The sequence below is a fragment of the Streptomyces sp. NPDC057939 genome (assembly GCF_042887545.1).
Lineage (GTDB): Bacteria > Actinomycetota > Actinomycetes > Streptomycetales > Streptomycetaceae > Streptomyces.
This window is the reverse complement of sequence record NZ_JBHVPG010000050.1, coordinates 24,503-49,424: the sequence shown is the minus strand read 5'-3', so window position 1 is coordinate 49,424 and position 24,922 is coordinate 24,503. Positions and strand designations below refer to the sequence as shown.

The window sequence follows — 24,922 nt, the reverse complement described above, 5'->3', positions numbered from 1 at the left end:
TTGACGGTGCTCGCAGACAAAAGCTGCCGGAGCAATGCCGAGATGATCCGGTATCCGACCGACCGCGAGGAAAACCCGTTGGCTGCCGGTGTTCCCTGCTGGAACGATCCTGGGATGACCGACCGCCGTGACGCCGTCCTCCGCCTGTGGGGTCGCCTGCTCTACGAGCGACAGGGCGAGCCACTCGCCTGGGCGGAGGCGGTCCTGCAGGCCACCGGTCGCCCGCCGACCGCCGTCACCGCGGCGATGTCCGGCCGACTCGACGCCCTCGCTGATTCCCCACCGGACCACGCATGGCTGCTGTTCCGTACGGTCGCCAAGCTGGCCGCGAACCTGCGGGGCGACGGCCACTACGACGCGGACGTCGGCACCCGAATCGGCCCCCTGGCCTTGCGGTTGGGCGAGCTCGAACCACGGCTCACCGGCCCGCTCGGGGACGCACTCGGCCACCTGCCGGACGGGCCGGCATCCCTCGTGACCGTTCACGCAGCCGAGCTGAGCAGGAACCGCACGATCCGGCTGCGGGCGATCGACGCCCTGCTGGAGTGGGCCGAGCTCGGCCATCCGCAGGCCCTGGCGGCCCTGTCCGAGGTCGCCTCCGACCACCGGACGCAGGACGTCACCGTCTGGACCAAGGCACTCAACCGAATTGTCCTCTTCGGCGACGCGAGCGTCGAACCGGGCCTCCTGCGCGCGCTCGCCGACACCGGGCACCGCGGGGTGCGGTGGTCGGCCCTCGCCTGTGCCGAACTCGGCTTCCGCCGGGCCGTTCCGCTGATCACCGCCCTGCTGGAGCATCCCGATCCGATGGTCCGCGAAGGTGCCTGCGAGGCGCTCGGCCTCCTTGAGGAACACGCCGCCGTACCCGCCCTGACAGCCCGGCTGAACGACGAGACCGACTGGGTACGCAGCAGAGCCGCCCTGGCACTCAGCCAAATCGGCGGCGACCAGGCACTCGCCGCGCTCTGGCAGGCCATGATCGAACGCCGGAACCCGAAGGCCAGTCATCTCGCCTCAGCGATCGCCGCCTTCGGCCCGCCGGTGGTGGACGACCTGATCGCCCTCACCACCGATCCCGACCCGGACCTCCGAGCACTGGCCTGCCGCGCTCTCGGTTCCACCGCCGACGACCGGGCCCTGCCGGCACTGGGACGCCTCGCCGCCCACGACCTCGCCAGAACAACCCTCGGCGGCCTCGTGGCAACCGCCGCCAAGCAGGGACTACGGACCGCGCACCGCATTCGCGCGCGCACCACATCGACCTGAGCTCGACGCTCGTCTCGACCGAGTCACTACCAACCCCGTCGGTCGACCTGACCGAACAGCGGCTGGGCGTGAGACGGAGCGCAATTGTCCGACGTTCGGCAAGGGGAGAATTGACCGACCGTCGACACGGCGACACAGCGGTCAATGCCCAACCCTGTCTGCAACCGGCCCTCGACGCCGGACACATCCGTCCAGGTCTCCAACCACTCCCGCGCCTTGGCGACGTCAGTGGTCATGGGGCAGAGAGCCCACGGGGCGGTCAGCGCACGGGCCGCGAACAGCACCTCAAGGCGGCGGCGCTCGCGCTGGGGCAGCGTGAGCCGCTCGGCGCCGTCCTGCGGAAGGAGGTCGAAGGCGACGTAGCGGGCGGGCAGGCGGGCGGCCGGTGCGGGCGCGGTGCGGGCGCGGGCGGCGGCCCGACGCTGCAACCCCTCGAACGACGACCGGCCTCCCTCCGGGTCCCACACCACCACTTCGTCATCGCGGACCAGGCCGGTCGCGGCGGGTGGTGATCAGCGCCGAATGCCGCAGCACGCTCGTGCGGTGGGAGACGGTGGCGGCACTTGCTGAGGGTTCGTCGACGAGATCGTTGGTCGTCGCCTCTGCGTGGCCGGCGATCAGCAGGAGGACCTGGGCACGGGTCGCGCCGAGGAGGGCTACCGGCGCCCGGTGGCGGGGCGGTGGTCTGCGATCCGAACCGGACGCGCCGGAGTCGATGGTGGCCATGGCCGCTCCCAGCAGTCGCAGCACACCGTAGGCGCCGTCGGGGCCGACGCACCTCGGCGTTGGTCCCGACGGCAATCCACAAAGACGGACGGCTACTTCGCAGCCTCTGTTTGAAGGGTGCCTGCGCCGATGGCGCCCCGGAGGACGTGGACGATCTCCTCGGGCTTGAGGTCGATGCCGTCGAGCCCCTCCACGGTCAGCGGGATCTCCTCCAGCGCGTACTCACCGCGGCCCTCGGCGCTGAACTCGGGACCGGTGCGGTCCTCGAAGGACCAGGTGGCGATGCGGGCCAGGTAGAAGAGCTGACGCTCCTCGTCGGACTCCATCGTGTGGAGGATCCGGACGATGTCGGCCTTCCCCGCGATCTCCTCGTGGACCTCGCGGTGAAGGGCGGCCTCCCGGGACCCGTCGCCTGGTTCGACACCACCACCGGGTAGGACCCAGTACACCGGGATGCCGGGCTTGGTGCGACGGATGACCAGCATCGTGTCGTCAGTGGTGACGAGGACGGCGCGGACTCGTTCGATCATTTCGTTCTGTCTCCTTGCTTGTTGACGGTCTCGGTGCAGCAGCCGGCCACCGTCGACGTGGACGGATCGGCCAGTGGCGAACGAGGCCGAGGGGCCCATGAGGAACGCCATCAGGGCCGCGACGCCTTCGGGCCGTCCACGGCGAGGGACGCACCGTCGCTTGATCCGGTCCTCCGGACGCGCGCGGTGCCGGGCGGGGACGGCGTTCCCGGCCTCGATCTGGATGGCGCCGGGCATGACCGTGTTGACGCAGACCCCGTACGGGCCCAGTTGACCATGACCGTCGAGGCTCCCGGCCACCGCCCGGCGGGCGGTCACTTCGCGCCCGCGCCCCGGTGGATCCTGTCGCATTCAGCCGCGGGCCATCCTTGAGTCAGGACCTGCCGGTGCCGGGTGGCGGTGCCTCTGTCAGGGACCCGCCCGGGCGAGTGCGGGTGCGGGTGCGGTGCTCGCTCGGGCGCAGGCTCATGGTGCGCTGGAAGGCGACGCTCAGGGCGTACGCGTTGGCGTAGCCGACGCGGCGGGCGATGGTGTCGACCGTGTCGTCGGTCCGCGCGAGGAGGTCCGCCGCGCAACAGATCCGCCATTCGGTGACGTATGCCATGGGGGATTGGCCGACGGCGGAGGAGAAGCGACGGGCGAACTGTGCGCGGGACATGCCTGCCTTGTCGGCCAGGCTTGCGACGGTCCATGTGTGGGCTGGGTTCTCGTGGATCAGTTTGAGTGCCTGCCCGATGTCCGGGTCGTCGCGTTGGGCTCGGTACCAGAGGGGCGTTCGGGCCTCCGGGCGGTCGAACCATTCGCGGAGGCCGGTGACGAGCAGGAGGTCGAAGAGCCTGTCGAGGATGACTTGGCGGCCCGGTACGTCCCGGTGCAGTTCGGCTTCGACCATGGTCAGGGCGGGGCGTGTGTCGGTGCATGCCGGGATGAGCGCCGTTCGAGGAAGGGCGTCCAGGACGCGGGCCGACACGCTTCCGCGGACCTCGTAGGTGCCCTTGAGCAGGACTGATCCCGTGCCGGGACCGTGCGGCCCGTCTCCGCACATGGGCAGGCCGTCGCCGATCACCAGGGCGCCGTCGGAAGTGGTGCACCTGTCGCCCTCGTGGACGAGGATCCGGGGCCGGCCGGTGGGTGTATCGGCGATGGTGTAGGGATCGGATCCGGTGAGAATCGCGATGTCTCCCTGCCGCAGCTCGATTGGTTCCCCGTCGTCCGGCAGCAGCCACGCGTCGCCTTTCAGCATTGCGAGCAGGACGAGCGGCGCCCCGTCGACGAACCGCATCGACCAGGGCGGATTGACCACGGACTGGTCGAAGACCGCCCCTTGCGGGCGGACGTCGCTCAGTAGGCTCGACAGCGCATCGTCCATGCCGTTCCTCTCGCACCGTGCGCCCGGGGCATCCTGCGCGCCATCCGGTCGCGCGCCCGGTCCACGAACCCTGGCGATGAGACGCCCGGACATCGAAATGAGCGTTTCTGCCATCGATCGTACGCTCCCGATGCGGTTTCCTGGCATACATGACGAACACCAGCACACCCCGCATCCCCGACATCCGCCGCGTCCTCGTCCTCGGCAGCACCGGCAAGACCGGCCGACGCGTCGCCGAGGCCCTGCGCTCCCGAGGCGTCGAACCCGCCCTCGCGTCCCGTCGCGGCCCCATCGAATTCGACTGGTCCGATCGGAGCACCTGGACCGCGGCTCTCCAGGACATCGACGCGGTGTACCTGGTCGATTCCCAGGGGCCGGACGCACCCGCGCAGACAGCGGGCTTCGCCGCGGCGGCCAAGGACGCCGGGGTGCGGCGCCTCGTCCTGCTCTCAGCCCGGGTCTGGGGCGAGATGCCTGGCCGCCTCGCCACGGAAGAGGCCGTGCAGGCTTCCGGCCTGGACTGGACGATCCTGCGCCCGACCTGGTTCGCCCAGAACTTCACGGAACTCGACCTGTTCGCCGCCCTGTTGCAAGAGGGCGAACTGCGCCTGCCCACCGGCGAGGGCCGCGAGGCGTTCGTCGACCTGGACGACCTGGCCGAGGTCGCGGCCGTAGCTCTCACCGAGGACGGCCACACCGGACGGACCTACGTCCTGACCGGCCCGCGCTCGCTCAGCTTCGCCGACGCCGTAGCGGAGATCGCCCGTGCCGCTGACCGGCCTGACCTGCGCTTCACTCCCGTCACCGACCAGGCATACCGGAACCGGCTCACGGCCGCGGGATTCCCGGCCGAGGCTGCTCAGGAGGTGGTGGACCTCTTCCGTCACATCCGCGAAGAGCGCGGAGCCGAACCCGCCGACGGGGTCCGCGAAGCGCTGGGCCGCGCGCCGCGGGATTTCACCGCCTACGTCGAAAGGACCGACTTCTCCGCCGTTCCCAAGCCCTGACGACTCACCCCTTGGACGCCCCAACCCTGTTGGAGCAGCGCGGCCTCCGGCGGGAGGGGGAGGCGATCCCCGGGGGTGCCGCGCGGGCCGGGCAGACACTCGGCGGGATAGGCCCGCACGGCGGGGCCGGGCTGCCGGGCCGGCTGTGCGTCGTCCTGCCCGAGGCCCTCGCGGTCCCGCTGACCCAGGGGGTGTACTGGACGAACCTTCCGGACGTTCAAGTGCTCGAAGCCCGGACCGACCGGTGGGGCTGGGGGCCGATCGCCAGGCGGGCGGCGACCCCTGAGGCCCTGGACGAACGCGGGCCCCCTCGCCGCCCAGGTCGTCACCGCCGGGCAGATCATCCGCACCGCCCTGGAACACACCCTTACCGGCCGGCCCTGACTCAGGAACGCCCGATCGTAGGGCCGGGTTGCAGCGGTGGGCGGAGGCCGGCGGTGATGACCGCGAGCATGCGCTGCGCGGCCCCGCGGTCCTCCCCGGCGGCGCCGGCCACGGCGGTCACGAGGGCCAGGACCTCGGGCCAGGACAGTGCCGGATCGACCAGGTCCTGCTGCTGCGCGCGGATGAAGAGCGGCTCGGCGGCCGCGCTGATGCGCTCGTGCCACTCGTCCACCTCCGCGGTCGACTCCTCGGGCGCGAGTGCGTAGGCGGCGATGAAGGTGTCACGCAGGCCCCGGCTGGCAAGCATGTGCTCCACGACGGCGCCGAACCAGGCGAACAGGGCATCGACACCGCCCTCCTCGGCCCGCGTCCGGGCCTCGGCGCAGAGCGCGTCGATGGTTCGGGCGTAGACGGCGCTCACCAGGAGCCGACGGGTCGGAAAGTGCCGGTACAACGTCGCGTTCGCGACGCCGGCACGTTCGGCGATCAGGTCGAGGGAGGCGTCGGCACCGGCCTCGTGGAAGACCTGGGACGCGACGTCGAGCAGCCGCGCACGGTTGCGCTGGGCGTCCTGGCGAGTGGGTCGGCCTGTCATGTCACTCCCGTTGCCTATCCGGGGACTGTCCTCGTATTGTGGCACGGACAGAAAACCGGGGATACTCCCCGCTTTCGGGAAGGCAGGACTACGCATGTCAACTCCTGGTCCGACCGAGGTGGTTCACGCCATCAACGCCCTGCGTGCCCGTGGCGAATTCGACGCCGCCCTGCAGTACATCGCGCCCCTGTCCCTCGACCAGGGAACCGAGAGCGACCGCACGCGGTGGCGCGACAAGTGGGAGAGCATCCTTGCGGGCGTACCCGACTTCGACGTCGCCACGGTGCGCAGTGTCGAGGACGGCGAGTGGGTGGCGAACCACTACCGGATCACCGGCACCCACACCGGGGACTTCTTCGGCCGCCCCCCGACAGGCCTGCGGTTCGAGGTGACGGGGATGGACATGGTGCGCGTCGTCGCCGGGCAACTGGTGGAGCACTGGGTCGTCGCCGAACCCTTCTGACCGGCCATGCCACATCCGCCCCCGACATCTCGGCCCGCGCGTTCAACCACCTTGGTCCCGCACCCGCACCGCCCGCCGCCGCATCACCGCGAGCCGCTGAGGGAGGGCGAAGGACCCACAGGTGGCCGACGTGGTTGAGCCGGTCGTTCTCGAGCAGTGGCTCTCCATCCCCCGCATCACCACCCACCGAACCGGGCGGGCAGTGGATCAGGTGCTTCCCCGCACGGCGCGGACCAGCGGCGGGACGTCGCCCTGGAGAGGCCCGGAAACGCGACCGCGAGCTCACGCGACCCCCGCGAGCCTGACCCGCCGGCCTGGCGCTGCGCCCACCTGCGGCTGCACGGAGAGGACGTTCGCGTGTTCGGACTGCGACGACGCCGCCGTACACCTCGATGCGCCGCCGCACCGGCACGGCGGGGCGATGGCCGGCTCCCGCCGCACGTAGGCCAGGTCGAGGTCCCGCTCGACGCGCCGGGGGGCGCCCTCGGCGACGCTGCGCACACGGGCGTGCTTCGCGGCCGGCTTCGGCCGCGCGGGTGAGCGCGGCGGACGGGCAAGGTTCTGAGGTGAATCCAGCCGCCCGCGCGGGCGCGTCATCCGCCGAGGGCCTTCTGGGCGGGAGTCGGACCCGCTGGACCCTCAGGACCGTTGATCATGATGGCCGCTCGGACCTCGCCATCATCCCCACCATCCGCTCCAGGCGGGCCAGCCGGGTCTTCTCGGTGCGGGCGGTGACCAGGCTGAGGTACAGGGCGAACTGGTTGGACTTGCCGAGCGTCTCGTAGAACGCCCGCGCCGTCGGGTTCGCGTCGAGCGCCTCGACGAGATCCGGCGGTGCGGTGGCGTTCTTCTGCGAGGCGTATGCCGTCGCCCAGCGACCGTCCGTCCGCGCCGCCTCGACCTCGGCGAGGCCGCGGGGGCGCATCCGCCCCTCGGCGATCAGGCCCTCGGCCTTGTCGACGTTCACCCGAGACCAGGGCGAACGGGGGCGGCGGGGTGTCGTGCGCTGCAGGAAGTACGTGTCGTCGAAGCCGCGCCGCAGACCGTCGATCCAGCCGAAGCAGAGCACCGTGTCGACCATCTCTTCCCAGGTGAGGGACGGGATGCCCGTATGCTTCTTGGCGATCTTCACCCAGAGCGCGGTCCGCTCCCCGTGATGCTCGTCGAGCCATGCCTCCAACTCGGCCGGGCTCGCGGGGACAAGAATCTCGACGCCGTCCTCGTATTTCTGCATGAACCGCAGACTAGAGGCCATATAGGACAGTTTTTGACCTATATCGGCCCCCGTCGCCGAATTTCGCCTCCTCCACCGGGGAGGTGAACAGGCACTCCTTTGGAAGCCGGCCACCCCCGAACGAGCTTGATGTCGGGCTCAGTGTCCTGATGACCATGGCGTTGGCGGCCTTCGCCGGGATCACTCCAAGCGGGATCGTCAGGCCGGGCGGGGGCCGTCGGGTGGGGGCATGACCAAAAGGAAAGCACGGGCTTGAGGGTGGCCACCCGGCCCAGCCGCCGGCTTCGAAATCGAACTCGTCGTCTCGGGGTCGACGTAGAAGCGCTTGCGGTGAAGCGTCCACGACCGACCCCGGCAGCGACCTGCAAACACCTGAGGGAGCGTCATGTCCGACCGCCGGACGTGAGGGAGCGTCACTTCCGACCGTCGGACGACAAGGCGTACGACGTCCGACACGAGCCGGCCTCCTCGCAATCGAACAGCAAGGCAACGCTCGGCGATGGCTCCCCAAGACCTGTGCCAGAACCGGGACGAGAGTCGTTTGTCAACGGCTTCGGGAAACGGTTCATCGCTCGGCCCGTGATCGACATCGATGGTTCGGGACCCACCGCCACCTGGGCTTGAGCGAGCGCTGGACGGAGAGCATCGGATCGGGGCCTGAGTGGCTCATCGGCTCTTCTCCGTGATCATGTTGATCAGGCCTTGGGCCGTGTTGTGCTCGGAGTCGATCCCCGGAACCTCTCCACCTTCAAAAGTGGCGACCTCGGCGCTGCGGGGGAACATGGCCTGCTCGTACTCGGTGAGCGCGGCCTCGACATCGTCGGGGTGCGCGGCGAGGGCCTTGCCGAGTTCGGCGCCGTCGTACATGGCCAGGTTGGCACCTTCGCCGTTCGGGGGCGTGAGGTGGGCGGCGTCGCCGAGCAGGGTGACTCCCGGCACCCGGTCCCACCGATGCCCGGTCGGCAGAGCGTACTGGGGGCGCAGGACCGGCGCCGTGTCGCCGTCGGTGATCAGCGCGGTGAGTTCCGGTGCCCAGCCATGCTGCCGGTCGCGCAACTGTACGCACGGGACGTGCCCGATCTGCCCACGCCTGAAGGAGCGGACCTGCTCCAGGTCCTGTGGTGTCCCTTCGACCATCCGATGATGCCCAGGACCAAGCTGTTCTGGCGATCGGCTGCCGCCGTCACCGACATCCTCGACACGCCGCCCGGCCCACCCGCGACGCAGTTCGACGGCTACGTGCCGGAACCGTGTCTGCTCCGCCCGGAGCAAGTCACCGAGTACCCGGACCACCTGGAGCTGAGCGAGGAACTCCGGGCACAGATCGAGAGCTGGAGCCCGTGGGAGATCGCCGAGGAAGGCGGGGAGTACGAGTCGTCCCCGGAAGGGCTCTACGACGACGCGTTGTCCGGCGCACCCGGCTGGAAGGTCGGCGGCTGGCCCCGCTGGGGTGCCACCGACCCGCGGCCGCGCCCCTGCCCCGAATGCGGCACCGAGATGGACGCTCTGCTGACCATCGCCTCATTCGAAAGGAATGGGGAGGAATGCCCCTGGTTCGCACACAGGGAACCGGAAGACCAACCGCCTGCCGGCTTCGACCCCGTGATGCCCAGTGCGGTCCAGATCGGCAGTGGCTACGCCCAGCAGCTCTATGTCTGCCCGGCCGCACCGGAACACCCCCACATCGAGTTGATGCACTAGGCCACTTCCATCGGATCATCTGATCGTTGGATGGTGTAAGGGTTAAGTGATGTGCAGTGGGCCCGGATTGAGGCGGCACCACCGATGACGACGTCGACGCGCAGGACCAGGCGGCGCACCCCGAGCCAGACAGCCGGCCTACGGGGCACTTCCACGTCACGTGGCAGAACGCCTGACATTCCCGTGGCAGACGACAGTTGCTGGCTTGGAATCAGGGCTGGGGCCCTGGGTCCGGTTGCTGGCCGAAGGGATCGTGGAGGAGTCGGCGGGCGAGCTCGGCGTACTTGACGGCGGTGGCCGGGGAGAGGTCGAAGAGCACGGTCAAGTGGAGGGGATCCGCACCGGTGGCGAGGGCCTCGCCCAGCACTCGGTCACTGCGGATGCGGGCCAGGCCGACCCCGTGGAGGGTGAGCTGCCGCTTGAGGAAGTAGTTGCTGACCGGGTGGGTGGTGCCGGCGGTCTGCTGGGAGACCAGCACGTGGCGGTTGAGGGTGCGTGGCCAGCGAGCCTTTCGCTCGGCGAGCCAGGCCCGCATGGCGGTGCGGATCAGGTTCCCCATCCGCTGAGGGTGGCCGTCGAGGGTAATGGTTCCGATGGTGAAGTCCAGGTGTTCGAGCAGCAGCCCGCGCATCGCTTTCCCTTGGCCATCTACATCGAGTCGGGCGCCGAGGCGGGGCGACACGCACCTTGAGGCCCCTGCCTTCGGCGGCGCCCTGTCACCTTCCTGGTGTCTCACCCCGGTCCGCCGTCCGCTGCCGACCCGCGCCGTCCTGCGGTGCCGCCCCGCGCGCGACCATGAACTGTGACAGCAAACCGGGCACCGCCTCGTCGGCGAAGCGCAGTCCTTCGGGCAGCAGCACGTCCTTCACGTGGTAGGCGCCACGTCCGCCGGCCGTCGTCGCCGTGACCCGGCACAGTCCCGACCGCCGGTGCCACGCCCACTGGCTGATCCGCCAGCCGATCACTCCGTCACGGCGCAGCGCAATGGTGCGGCGCTTGAGCGAACCGTGCCGGGTCACCAGGTGGCGTCCCGTGAGGCCGTGCCCGAGGCTGCGGTACGCGTCCACGGCGAAGCAACAGCCCCCCGCGCACACCACCAGCGCCGTCACCCAACCGACGTGAACCAGCACCGGCGCCAGCAGGACACCGAGCATCACCAGTATTCCGCCCGGCACGATGCCCACGAGGAACGCCAGGCGCAGCCGGCGGTGCAGCGCGTGCCGTGTGTGTGGCACCAGGCGGACCGCCGCGGTCGGATCCCGCTCCTCGCGCAGTACCGCTGCCGCCACCCGGTGCGCCTCCTCCATCGGGGCCGGAGGCAGGAGCGCGCTGCTGTTGCTTACGCTGATCTCCTCCTCGGCCGTTCCCGAGCCGGTGGCGATCGCGTACGTGAGCGCACCGCCGCCCCAGCGCAGCGACAGCGGCTCCGCGATCTCGACGCCGCGCAGTCGGGCCTCCTCCAGCGTCACCGACCGTGTGACGATCAGGCCCCGGACGGTCCGCAGCGTGCCGTGGGGCTCCCGGATCAGCCGGAAGCCCCACCACATCTCCACGAACATGCCGAGCGAGCCCACGATTCCGGCCAGCGCCACCGCGACCACTGTGAGCAGCACGACGGGCCACAGGTCCTCCAACGCGCTCAGCCACGTGATCAGCTTGGGGATCACGACGGTGTCGGGGTCGGCCCCGAGGACATCCAGGCCCTCGTACACGGCGCCCACGAAGGAGAGTCCGAGCAGGGGTACCGAAACCGACAGCGGCGCGTAGCGCAGCCAGCTCCAGTCGATGGCGGCCATCGTCTCCGGCTGCGGCGCCCCGGCCGCCATCGGGTGGCCGGGGCGACGCAGCAGTTCCTCGCGCAGCGCGTCGGATTCCTCGGCCGTCAGCGCGTCCAAGGTGAGGACCGCGCTCGTCGAGGTACTGATCCGGTGGCCCGTACCGACCTTGACGGCTGCTATCCCCAGGATGCGGTGCATCGGCTCCGCCGTCACGTCGACGCTGCGTACCCTCTGTCGAGGGATCGAGCGGTGGCTGCGCACCATCACGCCCGTCCTCAGCTCGATGCGCTCCGGCGTCAGCCGGTAGGACGTCTTGATCCAGCGCAGCACCTCGTAGCCGAGCACCCCCAGCACGGGTGCGGGTACGGAGACGTGCAGCCACCAGGGGGCGTCGCGCCACCACATGACCACGGATGCTGCCAGGATCACCAGCAGACACCAGATGCCGACCGCGGCGATGACACGCGGGTGGAGGCGCCGCCAGGCGACGTCGCCCTCGGCCCGGTCGACCTCGGCCCTCTCCACCTCGGCCGTCTCCACCTTGGCGGTGTCCTCCTCGGCCGTCTCCGCCTCGGCCGTGTCCGCGGGCAGCCTGGCCGCGTCGATCCCGTCGGCGCTCATGTCGCGTCGCCCGGCGTGGCTTGAGTGACCCTGGACAGCTCTTCGGCCAGGTCGCGGGCGAACGCCTGGTCCAGGCCGTCGATCTTGACGGGGCCGGCCGCCGAGGCGGTGGTGATGGTGACCGTCGCCAGCCTGAACATCTGCTGGAGCGGGCCGCGTACGGTGTCGACGGTCTGGACACGTGACAGCGGAGCGATCCGCCACTCCTGCCTCACCCACCCCGCGCGTGTGAACACCGCGTCGTCGGTGTGTTCCCAACGGTGCACCCGGTAGCGCCAGTAGGGCATCGTCAGGACCACCAGCAGGCCCGGTGCCCCGACCGCCGTGGCGGACAGCAGCAGCCAGGGACGGGCCGGTGTGATCAGCACGGCGAGGAGCACCAGCACGAAGACCGGCGGAAGCACCACGGCCACGGCCTGCGCCGCCCACCAGCCGATGGCACGACGCTCCACGCGACGGCTCGGTGGTCTCAGCGCGAGCTGGTCGTCGGTGGGTCCGCCGGGCGACGAGGACTGCTCGTCGGTGGAGGGTTCGGCCATCTTCAGCTCCGAAGAAGTCAGGTGGTCGGTCGACGGGGTTCGGGACGGCGGGACTCGGTCATACGGCCGCGCACGGCGCGCAGTTGGATGCATCGAAGCGTCGGCAGCCTATCCGTCACCGGTGGAGCGTTCCCGTCCAGGAAGGCGCAGCCGGTTCGAATCGAGCTGGGTTCCGGCCGAAAAGCCGACCGCAGCGGCACGCGGGCCACGGCTCCCGGGCGCTATCGGGCCGCACGGGATCCGCACGGCACCGGGCGTGCCCGACTTCGCGCAACGCTGAGCACGAGCGGGGAGCGGCCCGCCGGATCCCCGGTAGCAGATTCCGGCGCCGGCGCAGGCTGAACGCGCTTTCGCCGCCCGGGCCTGTCGAGCCGGGCGATCCCGGCCGCGGCTCGCGGCGAGACCGGCCGCCGTGCCGGTGGGTCCGGTGGGTCCGGTGGGTCCGGTGAGTCCGGTGCCGAACGGCATGCGGTGGGCTTGCGGTTTCGACCTTGATGGCAGGCGGTGGTGCACGTCGGGTCCGCGTGCCGCCGCCCTGTTCAGGGGGTGCGTCGGACGGGTTCCGCGCCGGTTTGGCCCAGGAAGTCGGTGAGTGCTTGAGCAAGCTGTTCGGGCTGGTCCTCGGGAATGAGGGTGGAGGAGTCGGTGATCTCGATGAGGCGGCCCTGCGGGTACAACTCGGCGAGCCGGGGGCCGTGCTCACGCGGCATCAACCGGTCCTCGGTCGCCCACACGACCAGAACCGGGCGGTCGAAGTCACGGAGTCGATCGCTCCAGGCGAGCAGGGTCTTGCGTTCGGGAGCCCCGGTGGCGAACTTGGCGAAGTCCCTGCGGATGGCGCTGCTGCGGGTGGCCGGGGCGAACCAGTCGTCCATGATCTCGTCGGGGACCCCGCGCAGGCTCATCCCGCCGTATCCACCCCGGTTGTGGCGGAAGGCGGGAACGCGCATGAGCCGCGTCAGGAGCCAGACGCCGCCGGGAATCCTGCACACCTGCGCCATGGCCTTGGCCGGCCCCGGGGGAAAGTTGTCGAAGGCCTCGCAGGCCACCAGCACAAGGCGGGCGATGCGCTGGTCCCGTCCTTCCGACACCAGGAACTGACCACCGCCCCAGTCGTTGAGGACGAGGGTCACCCGGTCCAGACCGAGTCGCTCGATGAACTCGCCCAGTAGCAGGGCGACACCGCGCTGGGAGAGGTCGGCGTCCGGGTTCATCGGCTGACGATGACCGCCCAGGGGCAGCGTGGGCAGGACGCAGCGGTATCCGTCCAGTAACGGGACCACCTTGCGCCACTGGGTCTCGTTCATCGGTAGACCGTGGGCGAGGACGAGCACGGGTCCTTCACCACCGGTGTCCTGGTAGTCGATCGGTCCGGACGACAACTCGATCCTCGGCATCCCAACCCCTCACTTGATAGATCGTTCTACTGTAATCTTGGCGGGGAAAGAGGTGGAAGGCAATGGGAGAGTCGAACACGCGAGCCCGAATCCAGGGGGCAGCCGCGGTGCTGTTCCGTCGACACGGCTACGCGGCCACCGGCCTGAAGCGGATCGCGGCGGAGGCAGACGCGCCGTTCGGCTCGATCTACCACTTCTTCCCCGGCGGCAAGCAGCAACTGGCCGAGGACATGATCCGCGTATCCGGAACCGAGTACGGGCGCATGGTCCTGGCCCTGCTGGACAGCGTGCCGGATCCGATGGACTCCCTAGTGCACGCGTTCGAGGCGGCTGCGGACGACCTCGCCGCGGCCGACTACGCCGACGCGTGCCCGATCGGGACGGTGGCACTGGAGGTCGCGAGCAGCAACGAGGTGCTGCGCATCGCCACGGCGGAGGTCTTCGCGGAATGGATCGACACGGCGGCGCAATGGTTCGGCCGTTGGGTTCCCGACCCGAGAACGGCGCAGTCCCTCGCCCAGTCGATGGTCATGATGCTGGAGGGTGCCTTCATGCTCAGCCGGGCCGCCCGAGATCCGGAACCACTGCGGGTGGCCGGCCGATCAATGGCCAACCTGATGCGCACAGCCATAACCGAGACCGGCGGGGAATGATCTCGAACAACACGGGACAGCCGTCAATCTGAGGACTGAACTCAGGACTGGCGCAGCCGGGGCTGGGGCTCTCGGGTGCATGATCAGGTTCAGCCGCGTGAACCGCACCAGGTGGCGGAACGCTCCGCGTGGTCGACGGAGTGGTCGGCGCCGACCTTCGCCGCCAGGTCGGGGCGCACCACCACGGCGTCGAGGGCTCGCCGGATCAACGGGCCCGGCGAACCGGTCAGTTGCCGGGCGAGGCCTACATGGTGGGGAAGTCACGGGCCCACGTTCACCGCCCGGAAGGCGCTTCCGCTGCTGGACGGTGAACGCCTCCATCCTCGTCATCGGCTCAAGCAACAGCGTGCGACCCAATGAGCACCTTGAGGTATACGGCGCTTCGAGGCCGCGGTGAGCAACCTCGTGCACAACTGGGCCCGGCAGTCGCGGGAGCGCCGATTCCGGGTCAACGTGATCAGTACGGGACCCACGCGGACCCCGGGCCTGGTGGGAGCCGCGGGGCCGGAACTCGACCGGTTCGCCGATGCCGTCGTGCACCTGGGGCGACTGGCCGACCCCCAGGAAATCGCCGAGGCCGCCCTCTTCCTGGCCTCCGACCCCTCATCATTCATCACCGGCGCCGAACTCTTCGCCAACGGCGGCTACACCAGGGCCTGAACCACCGTCGGCGGGGCACATCCGGAATCCTAGAAACCACGGAGCACACAACCGCCCGCGCGTGTGCCTCGCACGAGGCCCAGCGCCCCGGCACGCCCCGGCCCGATTTCGGTGTCGGGCCGGGGCGCTGGGCCAAGATCGGGGACTGCCACACCTCTGCGGTGAAAGCGGACGAAGGCGCTGGGCGGCGAAGGATTCACCACCCCGCCCCCCAATACCGCCGGGGCGTGCCCGGGGAGGGGGACATAGGCGCCGTACAAGAGCCGAGCGGACTTCGACGACCAGGCAGTGTCTTCCGGATCATGCCGGGGCCCTCGACCCCGCCCCTCGGGCCCTCACCCCGATCGGGGTGAGTTCAGGGGTGGTTCAGGGTGATCACCCATGATCGACAGGCGGTGCGCGGCGAAGGTTGGTCCAGCGTCGGGTACTGATCCGAGCGCCCGCCCCGTTCTCAGGAGCCACCGATGACCAAGAGTCCCCGCGCCGCCCGCCGTCTCACCGTCAGTTGCGTGGCGCTGGCCGCACTCGCCACCGGTCTGGCCGCCGCCCCCACGGCCTCGGCCGTGCCCGGCGTGACCGCCTCCCACAACTTCCGCGACACCCACGACGCGACCGCGGTCCGGGCATTGCTGGCCACCCTGCCGGACGGGGTGACGGACTCGGCCGTGGTGCGGGTGGCCGGCCGGGGCATGCGCGACCCGTACACCGGGACGGCCGGAGAGGTGGAGGCGGACGGACGCTTTCCGGTGGGCAGCGTGACCAAGGTCTTCACCAATGCCGTGGTGCTCCAGCTGGTCGCCGAGCACCGGATCGGCATCGACGAGCCTGTCCGTCGCCACCTGCCCGAGCTGCTCCCGGCGGACTACGCCGGCGTGACGGTACGCCAGCTCCTGGACCACACCAGTGACCTGCCCCGGCCGGTCCGGGTGCCGCTCGACCCCCGTGGAGTGGTGGAGGCCTCCTTCGCGGCGGACGCGGCGGGCCGTCCCGGCCGCGTCCCGGCCCCGGGAACCGTCCAGCAGTACAACGGGCTGAACAGCTTCGTCGCCGGGCTGCTCGTGGAGAAGGTCACCGGCCGCCCCTACGTCCATGAGCTCGACCGGCGGATCCTCCGCCCGCTGGCCCTGCGCAGCACCGGGCTCTCCGCGGACCCGGCCGTCGCTTGGGCCTGGTCGGAGGGCGGGCTGACGTCCACCCCTGGCGACCTCGACGCGTTGCTGAAGGCCCTGCTGGGAGGACGGCTCCTCCCTCCGGCCCAGCAGCGGCACCTCTTCGAGGTTCCCGCGGTCCCCGGCGCCCCCGAGAACACCAGCTGCCCCGCCGGCACGGCCTGCTTCAGTGCCGGCGGGCTGATGGGAATCGAGCTGAACGGAACGAAGATCTGGGGCAAGACCGGCTCCAGCGGCGGCTGGACGAGCGGCGTCTTCGCAAGCAGCGACGACCACCGCCGGACGGTCTACGCCCTGCGACCCAACCCGCTGGCCACCGCCCAACAGCAACGCACCCGTGTCGAGGAAGTGGTCAAGGCAGCCCTCACCAACCAGGGGTGTGTGATGTAGTGATCCGCAGCGATCTCCCGACGGGCCATCGGCCACATCGACGAGGGCCACGGCACCGTCCGCATCCGCCTCGGCGACGTCCCGGTCGCCCTGCCCGCACCCCTGGGAAAGCCGGCCCCGCAGCAGGTCGCCGTCCAGCGCAGTCATGCCGTCCTCGCCCGGACGACTTCCCCCTGGCTGTTCCCCGGCGGCCGGCCCGGCCCCCCGATCAGCACCTGGGCGTTGGGCGAACCGCTCCGCAAGCTCGGAATCCGCCTCGCCGAGCACCGCTCGACCGCCCTGTTCCAGCTCACCGCAGAACTGCCCGCCTGGAGCCGAGGTATGGCATCGTCCCACCCTTCGACGAGTTGCTGTCCCGCGCGCTGGCCGAGCCGGACATCGATCACGAGGTGTGGTGGGCGACGACCGACGCACTTCGGGAGCGTGGCGGCGCCGCCGTGTGGGACGCGGCCGCCGCCCTTCGTGATCGCCCCGATCCGCTGGAGCGGTACTTCGCCGCGGAGGTTCTCCGCATCATCGTGCTCTTCGACGAGAGCGACGAGGCACCGCTCGAAGGACCGCTCCTCGACCTGTTCCTGCCCTGGGTCACAAGCGAAACGGATCCTCGCGTGATCTGGTCGCTCACGGCCGGACTTGCCGACTCCATGGATCCGCGAGCCCAGGTGCCGCTTCCCGAACTCATGCGCCACGTCGACGGAAAGGCCCGGGTCAGGGCTCTCAGCGGGTTTTACAGTCGGATCGAGTCAGGGGATCCCGCGGCACTGGACGCCGCCATGAAGTGCACCAGGGACGAAGACCCAGAAGTCCGCCGGTATGCCTGCCTGATCCTCGGCACCGCGCCGGCACATGCCCGGAAGGTCTCGGACTCACTCGCCTCATGCCTCACCGACCCGGACGAAGGCGTACGGGTTCACGCGGCAGGACGGCTCGCACTGCGCGACGACCCGCGAGGCGAACACATCCTTCGCACCCTTGACCCCACCGATGAGGACTCCCCCTACCACTGGCTGCTCCACGACGTATCCCGCCACCGCCACGGCCGTTGAGCCCCCTGCCTGCAAGGTGGGCTGTGAACTCGCGCGCTCTCCTGTTTCGCGGGGCCGGGCGACACCGTGTGGATCTCCGAGATGTTCGGCTTCGTGGCGGACGGGGCTCTCACTCTCCGGACCCGGCCCCGACCGGCGGCTGCCGGAGGGCGCCGACCCCGGTCCTGCACGTGTCGGCGCCCGAGAGGAGGACACCCGTGAGCGCCTTCCGGCAGGGTTCGAGACCCTGTGCGAGCAGCGGGGCGAGTCAGTGCACCGGCCGCCAGTCGGGGCGGGCCTCGTCCAGGCGTGGGTGCAGCGGGTCCTCCCAGATCAGGCACCCGTACACGATGCCGGGGACGTGGGTGCCCCTCCAACCGGACAGCCCTTCGGTGAGCGCCCGGTTGACGGACTCCAGGTAGGCGGCGATCGACGGATACAGCGGCTCCTCCGTGAACAACCCCTCGTAGCTCCGCCACCTGCCGAGGCCGCCCGTCGACAGGTACAGGCCCGCGTCGGCCGCGTCGCTGTAGTTGCCGACAGCAGCCGCCCACTGCGCGCCTTCCCAATAGTCCTTGCCCCGAGGGTCGAGACCGGTCAGCCTCGGCCGGATCGACTGAGCGGGGGTGAGCAGCACTCCGTGCGGCAGGAACCGGCCGGTAGCCACCTCCCCCTCCTCGTCGTGCTCGTCGATGTCGACCTGCTGCACCCCGGCGGCCAATCCCCAAAGAGCAACCAGCTCGGAGGGAAGGCCGAAGCCGCAGCAGCGCCTGAGCCGCTCCTGCGCTTCCTCTATCTCCTCCGGGGAGGCCGCGGGCAGAATCGAGGCGTACGAGGTCGGAGCGTGCGCGCGCAGCCATTCGCTCAACTGCCGCCAGGCGACGGCCGTTCGATCCGTAAGGTCGGCGAGTTCGGTGTTCATCCTCGCGACCCTACGCAACGAGCCTGCGCCCTGCGCGAGGGAGACCCTGGCGCCGGTGTCGGGAACAGCATCGACTGGATCTCCGCGAGGGCGGTATGGGTACCGCCCTCTCAACCCGACATCACTCAAGAGCCCGCCCCCACGCTCTTTCGACACGGCCGCCGGGAGCCCGGACCTCCCGGACTTCCGGGGTCGCTGTCGAATCGAAGGCAGTCCCGGTCGGTCGCAGTGCCGGACCTCGGTGGGTCGTTCCACCGGACCGTCGCCGGCCGGGACAACGGGGACCGGGGGTGCGATGCCCCAGGGATTGCCGCCGGACCCACGCGCGGTGGTGTTGCACGAGCCCAAGGCGTGGCTGGTTCCGCCAGGCGGGTTGGAGAACTTCGGCCAGTCCTCGGTGTGCACGCGTGGGGGTGCCGGGGCCGAGTGGGAACTGCTCTGGCCGTTCCTGCGGACTGTGGAGCGTCAGGACGAGGATCTCTCGCGGCCTCTCCTGCTGTCCGCCTGGACTCCGAACTCGGTGATGACCCGCCACGGCACTTCTCAAGCCCTTTGCACGGCAGGAGCCGGACGGACGACGGCGCAGCACGCGAGTCCGATCAGGAGCATTGCGACGGGGAAGGCGAGGGCCGCTTGAGTGGTGCTGGTCGGGGTGTTTCCGAGGTGGGCCTGGAGGAGTGCGCCGGCGGCCGCGCTGCCGAAGGCCGCGCCGAGTTGCCGGGTGGAGTTGAACACTCCTGACGCGGCGCCGATCAGGGAGGGGTCCAGGCCTCGGGTGGCCATGCCGGCGAGCGGCGCGGAGACCAGCCCGATCCCGACGCCTGCGACGAGCAGCGGGGGCGTCAGTGTCCACAGGCCGACGCCAGGGTGCAGGAGCAGGGTGAGGGAGCCGATGCCGGCAGTCATGAACAGGAAGCCGAGGGCAGCGAGGAGGCGTGGGCTGGTGGTGTCGGACCGTTTTCCGGCGAGGCGGGCGCTCAGCGAGGAGAGGGCGAACATCGGGACGGTCGCGGCGCCCGCGAGGAGCGGGCTGTATCCGAGGTTGCTCTGCAGGTAGATCATCAGGGGTAGGAACATGCCGAGCATGGCTGCTCCCATGGCCCCGCCGGCCGTGGCGGCCGCCGAGAAGGAGTGGTTGCGGAAGAGCCCCAGTGGTATGAGCGGCTCGCGCGTGTTGCGGTGCTGCCACCATACGAACACCGTCAGGCACACGGCGCCGAAGGCCAGCACCGACGGGATCGTGACGGGTCCGGCGACGGTGCCCCAGTTGTAGGCCTCGCCGCTCTGGACACCGAAGACCAGCGCCGTCAGCCCCAGGCCGCTGAGCACGATGCCCCACAGGTCGAGCCGGTGGTCCTTGGCCGGCCGCCAGTCGGGCAGCAGACGGTGGGCGGCGATCCACCCCGCGATACCGACGGGTAGGTTGATCAGGAAGATGCCCCGCCAGCCGGTCCAGACGACGAGCAGCCCGCCCACCACCGGTCCCGCGGCCATCGCCGCGCCGCCGACCGCGCCGAACACCCCCAGCGCCCGACCCCGCCGCTCGGCGGGGAACAGGTGCACGATGAGCGACAGGACCGGTGGCGCGATCAGCGCCGCGGCCATGCCCTGAACGGCCCGGATGGCGATCAGCACCGGAGCGTTCGGGGCCAGCGCGCAGGCCAGTGAGGCCAAGGTGAATCCGGCCAGGCCGGTCAGGAAGAGCCGCTTGGGCCCGTACCGGTCGCCGAGCCGGCCCGCGAGGATCAGCGGAACCGCGTAGCAGAGGGCGTAGACGCTGTTGACCCAGGCAGCCTCGTTGAGCGAGGCCCCGAGGGACGTGCGGATGTCGGGCAGCGCCACGTTCACCACGGTGGCGTCCAGGCAGATCATGAAGAAGCTCACGCACAGTGCGTGCAGCGCAGCCTGGGGGCTCGCACACGAGCCGGAAGAAGAGGGGTTACGGAGCAGACGTCGCATTCTCGGTCGTGTCCTTCGGGTGCCCGCCCGGGCCGCGCATGATGCCGCGGGGAATCGAAGCGGGGAACGGAAGCCCTTCACGGGCGATGGCGTTCACACACACTTCGATCAGCATTGGGGGACTCCCTGGGAGCTCGACGCGACCGGACACCTCGGCCGGAACCTCTGCGAATCATTGCTTCCGGCCCTGCGGTACGGCGTCGTCCGGTCAGCTGATGCGCCGGACGACACCAAAGGTGCGCACCGGTCCGCACCAGGTGCGGTGCCGTCGCCGGCTGCTACCGCACTTCAGCCAGGCCGTGAAGCATGCGGCCCACGGGGCAAGCCCTCCGCTCCGGAGCCGCGCAGACCCCTACGACGGCCCCTCGTCCGGTGCACCCCGCCGACCGGCGAACCCCTCCACGACACGGCGCTGCCGGCTTTGTCCCCGTGGGTCGATCCGGCTTGCAGGCCCGTACAGACCATGTTCCCGGCGCCGCCAACGGATCCGGCCGCGGCCCGCCGGCACGTCCCGGCACCGTGCGTGGTCCACCCGGAGCGGGGGTATCGGGCCCAGCGCGCCCGAACTGTCGACACAGCACGCTCCCCTCGCCAACTCACGCGCTCACCCGCCAATTGGATGCTCAGGGGCCGTCAAGTGGTGGCGGAGCAGACGAGGATTCGGCCGTCGCGGGTTCCGATGAGGAGCCGGCCGGATGGGGTGACGGTGAGTGCCGTGGGGATTACGGACAGGTCTTCGAGGGTGAGGTGGTGTCGCCGGAGCACGGTGCCGTCGTCGAGGCTGAGGGCGACGATCTCGCCGTCGTCGTAGGCGGTGAAGACTGTGCTTGCGTCGGCGGTCAGCGCGGTTGCGGAGCGGTCGGCCCCCTCGTCCGGACTTCAGCTCGACCGTGGCCACCCAGGGGACTCCGCGGTGCGTACGCCGAGTGCTCTCCTGCTTCACGTAGGACAGGAACCAGGTGCGGCCGGCGTTCCGGACTCGCAGGGCGGTCCCGCCGTTGACGGGTACACCCTGGACCCAGTACCCGGCGGGGGCGAGGGCCGGATCGCCGTCCGCCGCACGCGACAGCGATACAAAGCCGGACGGTGCGACCTGGTCCACTTGTGCACCGTTCGCCAGCGAAAACCGGACCACCGACGGTGGGTGCTGGCTGTGTCTTTCTGGGACCAGGGAGACCCAGGCTGAGTCCTCGTCCCGGGTCACGGCGATCTCTCGGCCCCCTTCTTCGCCCGTGACGGCCCATGCCCGTTCCCCCGACGGAAGCCAGCACTCCAACTGCACTCCGCCGAGCGTGGCGAGGATACGGCCGTCCGCGAGCTCTTCCACTGCCTGAACAGCGAGACGGGGATCCCAGTCAGGGCCCAGCTCGGTCAGCAGCCGATGTGCGGCCGCCCTGCCATCGGGAAACCTGCCACGTCCCCAAGCAGTGTCAGAAACGGAATGTGCCGAGGTCACGAACCGTGTCAGCCAGGGCGCGGATGAGGTCGTTCTCGGCTTCGGTCTGCCATACCAGGGCGAAGGACATGACCTGCAGGTCAGGGATGGGAAGCCACCGGAGGTTGGCCATCCCCCAGTACTTGGTGACGTGGCTCGGGAAGCCGTGGATGATCTCGCCCATGCTGACCAGGTTGATCAGCTCGTCGGCGGTGGTCACAGGCTTGATTCGTTGGATGGTCCGACCTTGTGGGGTGTGGAAGGGCAGGTAGCTGTCCTCCCAGTAGTCGACCATGCCGGGCGCTGTGGCGTGCGGGAAGTCGGCGAACGTCTCCAGTCGTACGTGGTCCCGTTCTGCAAGCTCGTGACCGGCTGTCACGGCCAGGATCCGCGAGTCTGTGCACAGGACCGGGCCCACGGTGAAGTCCGGTTCGTCCACGGGCAGCCACACGACGATGACGTCCATGTCCCCGGCACGAAGCCGGCCGAACGCATCGACGAAGGGTGCGGGACGGATCTGGAGTTCCCACTCGGGGTGCCGCGTTCGGAATGCCTTCCAGTAGGAGTGCAGGTCGAAGACGTTGAAGGGCAGCATGCCGACGCGGAGTTGCGCGGTGATGCCGCGTGCGGCCAGCCGGGCCCGCTCCAGGGAATCGTTCAGCCCCGAGTAGACCGGTCGCAGATCGTCACGAAACTGCCGGCCGATCTCGGTCAGGGTCACGGTGCGGCTGGTGCGAGTGAACAGTTCGGCACCGATGCGCCGCTCCTGCTTCTTGATCGCCTGGCTGACACGTGCCTGGGAAACGCGCAGGCGCTCCGCTGTCCGGCCGAAATGGAGCTCTTCCGCCAGCACCAGGAAAATCTCGATGTCCCGCAGCTCCACCGGCCCCCCGGTTCTCCGACGATAACCCTGCGGTTATCGAACAGGGCGGAAGTTTACATTGATCATCCTCGGGACTCGCCAGAGGGTTGAGCCATGCGATCCGAGCGCCGGAACCGAGAAGCCCCACGCCACCAGAACTGCGACGCCGTGCCGTGCCGGCACCTCTCGGAGCCGACTGCGGGCAAAGCGATCGACCTGACCGTGATGTGGGTGGCGCACGGGGCACTGCGCCGAGAACTGGCCCATCTCGACCGGGTCACCACTGCCGTCGACCATGACGCAGGGCGCGTGCTGGTCCGTGCCACCGGATGGAGGCTGCTCAAACAGGCTCTCCACGCCCATCACAAGGCCGAGGACGACGTGCTGTGGCCCACGCTGCGCCGAAGCCTCGCCGACCGGCCGAAGGAACTGGCTCTCTTGGAGGTGCTGGAAGCCGAACACGCCATCATCCGGTCGGTCATCGAGGCGATAGACGCTGCCCTGGCCGATCCACAACCAGACCCACTGCGGTTGGGTGACTTGGTGGACACACTGGTCACAGGCCTTGCCGGGCACCTCGACCACGAGGAGGCAGCTGCCCTGCCTCTGATCCAGGGATCATTGACGGCCGAACAGTGGCGCCGGTTCGGCCACGTTCATGCCCGGTACATCGCCCGTCACGCGAGGGATTTGCTGCCCTGGCTGCTGGCCGGAGCCGACGAACCCACACGGACGGAACTGCTCGCGTGTCTCCCCGCCGCCACACGCTCTGCTTTCACCGACGAGTGGCTGCCCGCCTACCTGTCATCGGATCGCTGGGGAACCGACCGCGCGTGCTCTTGACATCGGCCTCGACCCGGCAGACAGGCACCTTCGCTCTCACTCATGCGGCTCTCCTTTCGCCGCACTCATCGAAATGGAACTGAGATCATGAACAGCAACACGCACGTGATGGTCATCGGTGGCGGATACGCGGGGGTGATGGCGGCCAACCGTCTCACCGGGCGCGACGACGTGACGGTGACACTGGTCAACCCGCGCCCCTCGTTCGTCCACCGCATCCGCCTGCACCAGCTGCTGGCCGAAACCGACAGCGCGGTCGTCGAGTACGGAGAAGTCCTCACGGAGCGCGCCTCCTTGCTGGTCGACACCGTGACCCGGGTCGACGCAGCCGCGCGCAGAGTGGAGTTGGCGTCGGGCGAGAGCCTCGACTACGACTACCTGATCTACGCGGTCGGCAGCTGCAGCGCCGCCCCCACCGTGCCCGGAGCCGACGAGTACGCCTACCCGATCGCCACCCTTGAGGATGCGCAGAGACTCCGCCCGGTGCTCGACGCCGCGCCCGCGGGATCCGCGGTGACGGTCGTGGGCGCCGGTCCGACGGGCATCGAGACCGCCGCCGAGCTGGCGGAGGCGGGGCGTTCGGTGACCCTGGTGTGCGGCGGGGTGCTCGGCCCATACCTGCACGCCCGGGGACGGCGCTCGGTCACCCGGCGGCTCGCCCGCCTCGGAGTCAACGTGCTCGAAGGCCCGGACACGAAGGTGACGGCCGTGAGCGAAGGCGCCGTACAGCTCAGCGGCGGACTCACGCTGCCGAGCGAGGTAACCCTCTGGACCGTCGGCTTCGGCGTGCCGGACCTGGCAGCGCGCAGCGGCCTGAGCACCGATGCGCTGGGACGACTGCTGACGGACGAAACCCTGACCAGCGTGGACGACGACCGCATCGTCGCGGCCGGCGATTCGGCGACGCCGTCGGCCCTGTCACCGCGAATGAGCTGCCAAGCCGCCATGCCGATGGGCGCCCGGGCCGCCGACACGGTGCTCAGCCGGATCGGGGGCGAACAGCCCGCCACGTTCAACCAGGTCTTCGGCGCCCAGTGCATCAGCCTGGGCCGGCGTGCGGGGATCTTCCAGTTCGCCGACCGGTTCGACGACGCGGTGTGGTTCAACATCGCCGGTCGCCCCGGCGCAAAGCTCAAGGAGCTCGTCTGCAAGGTCGTCGTCAAGCACCTCGCCGACGAGGCGGGCGAGCCCGGCTCCTACAAGCTGCACCTCAAGACGCGTGGCGGCACCCGCCGCCAACTGGTCCAGGAGAGAGGGGTCGATACTCTGACCGCCCCCGAGCGGGTGCTCTAGCGGTACAGCTGTTTGCGGGGACGCAGTCGCTTTGCTGAGTCCAGGTCACCGGCGCCGTGGCCGGGGGTGCCGTGGCCGGGGGTGCGAACTGCCCGCGGCCG

Annotated in this window: 24 protein-coding genes and 2 pseudogenes; 10 read left to right on the top strand and 16 right to left on the bottom strand. The window is 70.0% G+C overall.

The genetic code is table 11. From position 1 onward, the window contains the following. Positions 1-114: 114 nt before the first annotated feature. Positions 115-1,266 (top strand): HEAT repeat domain-containing protein, encoded by a 1,152-nt coding sequence (locus tag ACFVS6_RS34740; RefSeq protein WP_389710346.1) that lies wholly within the window; start codon positions 115-117, stop codon positions 1,264-1,266. Between the two features lie 26 nt (positions 1,267-1,292). Here ACFVS6_RS34740 and ACFVS6_RS34735 read toward each other — a convergent pair whose 3' ends face one another. From ACFVS6_RS34735 to ACFVS6_RS34715, 5 genes and pseudogenes are all read right to left on the bottom strand, one after another. Further along, a complete protein-coding gene (locus tag ACFVS6_RS34735) occupies positions 1,293-1,739 on the bottom strand; it encodes a hypothetical protein (RefSeq protein WP_389710344.1) in 447 nt (148 codons plus the stop codon). A 4-nt stretch (positions 1,740-1,743) separates the two neighbouring features. Further along, positions 1,744-1,992, bottom strand: coding sequence for a hypothetical protein (locus tag ACFVS6_RS34730; RefSeq protein ID WP_389710342.1), 249 nt, complete (start codon positions 1,990-1,992; stop codon positions 1,744-1,746). Between the two features lie 92 nt (positions 1,993-2,084). Then, positions 2,085-2,522 carry an NUDIX domain-containing protein gene (locus tag ACFVS6_RS34725; protein WP_389710380.1) on the bottom strand — a complete coding sequence of 146 codons (438 nt, stop codon included), beginning with the start codon at positions 2,520-2,522 and terminating at the stop codon, positions 2,085-2,087. Between the two features lie 57 nt (positions 2,523-2,579). Continuing rightward, positions 2,580-2,873, bottom strand: a pseudogene (locus ACFVS6_RS34720) (SDR family oxidoreductase); the annotation flags it as partial. A 22-nt stretch (positions 2,874-2,895) separates the two neighbouring features. Next, positions 2,896-3,891 carry a cupin domain-containing protein gene (locus tag ACFVS6_RS34715; protein WP_389710340.1) on the bottom strand — a complete coding sequence of 332 codons (996 nt, stop codon included), beginning with the start codon at positions 3,889-3,891 and terminating at the stop codon, positions 2,896-2,898. Between the two features lie 149 nt (positions 3,892-4,040). Here ACFVS6_RS34715 and ACFVS6_RS34710 point away from each other — a divergent pair, with 149 nt between their 5' ends. Beyond that, positions 4,041-4,898, top strand: a complete 858-nt coding sequence (locus ACFVS6_RS34710) for an NAD(P)H-binding protein (protein WP_389710339.1) — start codon at positions 4,041-4,043, stop codon at positions 4,896-4,898. A 385-nt stretch (positions 4,899-5,283) separates the two neighbouring features. On the opposite strand, the gene ACFVS6_RS34705 is transcribed toward ACFVS6_RS34710, so the two are convergent. Further along, positions 5,284-5,877, bottom strand: a complete 594-nt coding sequence (locus tag ACFVS6_RS34705) for a TetR/AcrR family transcriptional regulator (protein WP_389710337.1) — start codon at positions 5,875-5,877, stop codon at positions 5,284-5,286. Between the two features lie 94 nt (positions 5,878-5,971). Between ACFVS6_RS34705 and ACFVS6_RS34700 the strand changes: the two genes are divergently transcribed. Further along, the gene (locus ACFVS6_RS34700) at positions 5,972-6,340 is read left to right on the top strand and encodes an ester cyclase (protein WP_389710335.1); all 369 of its coding nucleotides are present in this window, start codon (positions 5,972-5,974) and stop codon (positions 6,338-6,340) included. Positions 6,341-6,992: 652 nt separating this feature from the next. Here the strand turns inward: ACFVS6_RS34700 and ACFVS6_RS34695 are convergent. Then, entirely contained in the window at positions 6,993-7,574 is a 582-nt protein-coding gene (locus ACFVS6_RS34695; protein WP_389710333.1) for a YdeI family protein, read from the bottom strand. Positions 7,575-8,240: 666 nt separating this feature from the next. Further along, positions 8,241-8,612: pseudogene (locus tag ACFVS6_RS34690) on the bottom strand (FAD-dependent oxidoreductase); the annotation flags it as partial. A gap of 33 nt (positions 8,613-8,645) precedes the next feature. Between ACFVS6_RS34690 and ACFVS6_RS34685 the strand changes: the two are divergent. After that, positions 8,646-9,275, top strand: a complete 630-nt coding sequence (locus ACFVS6_RS34685) for a non-ribosomal peptide synthetase (protein WP_389710331.1) — start codon at positions 8,646-8,648, stop codon at positions 9,273-9,275. 211 nt (positions 9,276-9,486) lie between these two features. Here the strand turns inward: ACFVS6_RS34685 and ACFVS6_RS34680 are convergent, their stop codons facing one another. From ACFVS6_RS34680 to ACFVS6_RS34665, 4 genes are all read right to left on the bottom strand, one after another. Continuing rightward, positions 9,487-9,906 carry a hypothetical protein gene (locus tag ACFVS6_RS34680; RefSeq protein WP_389710330.1) on the bottom strand — a complete coding sequence of 140 codons (420 nt, stop codon included), beginning with the start codon at positions 9,904-9,906 and terminating at the stop codon, positions 9,487-9,489. A gap of 85 nt (positions 9,907-9,991) precedes the next feature. Next, positions 9,992-11,674, bottom strand: a complete 1,683-nt coding sequence (locus tag ACFVS6_RS34675; RefSeq protein ID WP_389710328.1) for a PH domain-containing protein — start codon at positions 11,672-11,674, stop codon at positions 9,992-9,994. Beyond that, a complete protein-coding gene (locus tag ACFVS6_RS34670; RefSeq protein WP_389710326.1) occupies positions 11,671-12,213 on the bottom strand; it encodes a PH domain-containing protein in 543 nt (180 codons plus the stop codon). Before ACFVS6_RS34670 ends, ACFVS6_RS34675 begins: the two co-directional genes overlap by 4 nt. A gap of 539 nt (positions 12,214-12,752) precedes the next feature. Further along, entirely contained in the window at positions 12,753-13,610 is an 858-nt protein-coding gene (locus ACFVS6_RS34665; RefSeq protein WP_389710324.1) for an alpha/beta fold hydrolase, read from the bottom strand. Positions 13,611-13,672: 62 nt separating this feature from the next. Between ACFVS6_RS34665 and ACFVS6_RS34660 the strand changes: the two genes are divergently transcribed. From ACFVS6_RS34660 to ACFVS6_RS34645, 4 genes are all read left to right on the top strand, one after another. Next, entirely contained in the window at positions 13,673-14,263 is a 591-nt protein-coding gene (locus tag ACFVS6_RS34660) for a TetR/AcrR family transcriptional regulator (protein WP_389710322.1), read from the top strand. Between the two features lie 393 nt (positions 14,264-14,656). Beyond that, positions 14,657-14,923 (top strand): SDR family oxidoreductase, encoded by a 267-nt coding sequence (locus ACFVS6_RS34655; RefSeq protein WP_389710320.1) that lies wholly within the window; start codon positions 14,657-14,659, stop codon positions 14,921-14,923. 464 nt (positions 14,924-15,387) lie between these two features. Next, positions 15,388-16,482, top strand: a complete 1,095-nt coding sequence (locus tag ACFVS6_RS34650) for a serine hydrolase domain-containing protein (RefSeq protein ID WP_389710318.1) — start codon at positions 15,388-15,390, stop codon at positions 16,480-16,482. Positions 16,483-16,829: 347 nt separating this feature from the next. After that, positions 16,830-17,528 carry a HEAT repeat domain-containing protein gene (locus ACFVS6_RS34645; RefSeq protein WP_389710316.1) on the top strand — a complete coding sequence of 233 codons (699 nt, stop codon included), beginning with the start codon at positions 16,830-16,832 and terminating at the stop codon, positions 17,526-17,528. Between the two features lie 247 nt (positions 17,529-17,775). Here the strand turns inward: ACFVS6_RS34645 and ACFVS6_RS34640 are convergent, their stop codons facing one another. The 4 genes from ACFVS6_RS34640 to ACFVS6_RS34625 form a co-directional block, all read right to left on the bottom strand. After that, on the bottom strand, positions 17,776-18,429 hold the full coding sequence (locus ACFVS6_RS34640; protein WP_389710314.1) for a hypothetical protein: 654 nt from the start codon (positions 18,427-18,429) through the stop codon (positions 17,776-17,778). Positions 18,430-18,972: 543 nt separating this feature from the next. Next, complete coding sequence (locus tag ACFVS6_RS34635; RefSeq protein WP_389710312.1) at positions 18,973-20,388, bottom strand: DHA2 family efflux MFS transporter permease subunit; 1,416 nt, start codon at positions 20,386-20,388, stop codon at positions 18,973-18,975. After that, complete coding sequence (locus ACFVS6_RS34630) at positions 20,369-20,503, bottom strand: hypothetical protein (protein WP_389710310.1); 135 nt, start codon at positions 20,501-20,503, stop codon at positions 20,369-20,371. The genes ACFVS6_RS34635 and ACFVS6_RS34630 overlap by 20 nt, the downstream gene beginning before the upstream one ends. A gap of 1,315 nt (positions 20,504-21,818) precedes the next feature. Next, positions 21,819-22,706 (bottom strand): LysR family transcriptional regulator, encoded by an 888-nt coding sequence (locus ACFVS6_RS34625; RefSeq protein ID WP_389710308.1) that lies wholly within the window; start codon positions 22,704-22,706, stop codon positions 21,819-21,821. A gap of 93 nt (positions 22,707-22,799) precedes the next feature. On the opposite strand from ACFVS6_RS34625, the gene ACFVS6_RS34620 reads away from it, so the two are divergent. Beyond that, entirely contained in the window at positions 22,800-23,528 is a 729-nt protein-coding gene (locus ACFVS6_RS34620) for a hemerythrin domain-containing protein (RefSeq protein WP_389710306.1), read from the top strand. Positions 23,529-23,615: 87 nt separating this feature from the next. After that, complete coding sequence (locus tag ACFVS6_RS34615; protein WP_389710304.1) at positions 23,616-24,821, top strand: NAD(P)/FAD-dependent oxidoreductase; 1,206 nt, start codon at positions 23,616-23,618, stop codon at positions 24,819-24,821. Positions 24,822-24,922 lie beyond the last annotated feature (101 nt).